This window comes from Pseudoxanthomonas sp. CCNWLW251 (assembly GCF_037402255.1).
Lineage (GTDB): Bacteria > Pseudomonadota > Gammaproteobacteria > Xanthomonadales > Xanthomonadaceae > Pseudoxanthomonas_A.
Window position 1 is genome coordinate 105001 of the sequence record NZ_JBBEGA010000004.1, and the last position, 2500, is coordinate 107500.

Here is a 2500-nt window from a genome sequence, read left to right on the forward strand (position 1 = left end):
GCTTGATCCGTCGATCTCGCAGTCAAGCACGCTTATGCCTTTGCACACAGTGCGCGATGTCCGACCGCGCTGAGCGTACCTTCGAGCTCCTCCGTTACTCTTTGGGAGGAGACCGCCCCAGTCAAACTACCCACCATACATGGTCCCCGATCCGGATTACGGACCTAGGTTAGAACGTCAAGCACATCAGGGTGGTATTTCAAGGTTGGCTCCACCGAAGCTAGCGCCTCGGTTTCATAGCCTCCCACCTATCCTACACAGACGAACTCAACGTTCAATGTAAAGCTATAGTAAAGGTTCACGGGGTCTTTCCGTCTTGCCACGGGAACGCTGCATCTTCACAGCGATTTCAATTTCACTGAGTCTCGGGTGGAGACAGCGCCGCTGTCGTTACGCCATTCGTGCAGGTCGGAACTTACCCGACAAGGAATTTCGCTACCTTAGGACCGTTATAGTTACGGCCGCCGTTTACTGGGGCTTCGATCAAGAGCTTCGCCTTGCGGCTGACCCCATCAATTAACCTTCCAGCACCGGGCAGGCGTCACACCCTATACGTCCACTTTCGTGTTTGCAGAGTGCTGTGTTTTTGATAAACAGTCGCAGCGGCCTGGTTTCTGCGACCCCCCTCAGCTATAGCCCGCATGGGCCACCAAAGAGGGTGCACCTTCTCCCGAAGTTACGGTGCCATGTTGCCTAGTTCCTTCACCCGAGTTCTCTCAAGCGCCTGAGAATTCTCATCCTACCCACCTGTGTCGGTTTACGGTACGGTCTGCGTGAGCTGAAGCTTAGGAGCTTTTCCTGGAAGCGTGGTATCAGTGACTTCGTCCAAAAGGACTCGTCTCGGTGCTCGGTCTTAAAGGATCCCGGATTTGCCAAAGATCCAAACCTACCGCCTTTCCCCGGGACAACCAACGCCCGGTACACCTAACCTTCTCCGTCCCTCCATCGCACTCACGCGAGGTGCAGGAATATTAACCTGCTTCCCATCGACTACGGCTTTCGCCCTCGCCTTAGGGACCGACTAACCCTGCGTCGATTAACGTTGCGCAAGGAAACCTTGGGCTTTCGGCGTGCGGGCTTTTCACCCGCATTATCGTTACTCATGTCAGCATTCGCACTTCCGATACCTCCAGCAACCTTCTCAAGTCACCTTCAACGGCTTACGGAACGCTCCTCTACCGCGCATAACAAAGTTATGCACCCCAAGCTTCGGTTTCGTGCTTAGCCCCGTTAAATCTTCCGCGCAGACCGACTCGACCAGTGAGCTATTACGCTTTCTTTAAAGGGTGGCTGCTTCTAAGCCAACCTCCTGGCTGTCTGTGCCTTTCCACATCGTTTTCCACTTAGCACGAAATTTGGGACCTTAGCTGTGGGTCTGGGTTGTTTCCCTTTTCACGACGGACGTTAGCACCCGCCGTGTGTCTCCCGTACATTCTGTCTTGGTATTCGGAGTTTGCCATGGTTTGCTAAGACGCGATGTCCCGCTAGCCATAACAGTGCTCTACCCCCAAGAAGATTCATACGAGGCGCTACCTAAATAGCTTTCGAGGAGAACCAGCTATCTCCGGGTTCGATTAGCTTTTCACTCCTAATCACACCTCATCCCCTACCTTTGCAACGGGAGTGGGTTCGGGCCTCCAGTACCTGTTACGGCACCTTCACCCTGGGCATGACTAGATCACCCGGTTTCGGGTCTACTGCCCGCGACTATGCGCCCTTATCAGACTCGGTTTCCCTTCGCCTCCCCTATACGGTTAAGCTTGCCACGAACAGTAAGTCGCTGACCCATTATACAAAAGGTACGCAGTCACCCTTGCGGGCTCCTACTGCTTGTACGCACACGGTTTCAGGATCTATTTCACTCCCCTCTCCGGGGTTCTTTTCGCCTTTCCCTCACGGTACTGGTTCACTATCGGTCGGTCAGGAGTATTTAGCCTTGGAGGATGGTCCCCCCATGTTCAGACAGGGTTTCTCGTGCCCCGCCTTACTCGTCTTCACTGAAAAGGTCCTTTCGAATACCGGGCTGTCACCGTCTATGGCCAGTCTTTCCAGACTGTTCTTCTAAAACCAATCCAGCTTAAGGGCTGGTCCCCGTTCGCTCGTCACTACTCAGGGAATCTCGGTTGATTTCTTTTCCTCCGGTTACTTAGATATTTCAGTTCACCGGGTTTGCCTCCAGCAGCTATGTATTCACTGCAGGATACTGCCGAAGCAGTGGGTTTCCCCATTCGGACATTGCGGGATCAATGCTTGTTGCCAGCTCCCCCACACTTTTCGCAGGCTGCCACGTCCTTCATCGCCTCTGACCGCCAAGGCATCCACCGTGTGCGCTTATTCGCTTGACCATATAACCCCAAGTCGCCTCGGAGTTACATGCCGTGCTGATGGGGTACAAAGCCACCAACGCGAACATACGACTCAATTTATTAGGGACTCGAAGTCCCCGCCTTAGCCTCAACGACACGTCTAGATGAAAATCTAAAACGCTCGCTACGTCACA

1 rRNA gene (cut by a window edge) is annotated in these 2500 nt (G+C 53.7%); it reads right to left on the reverse strand.

The annotated features are described in order from the left end of the window. Positions 1-2345 (reverse strand): 23S ribosomal RNA (locus tag WBN46_RS15365) (it extends 534 nt beyond the left edge of the window). Positions 2346-2500 lie beyond the last annotated feature (155 nt).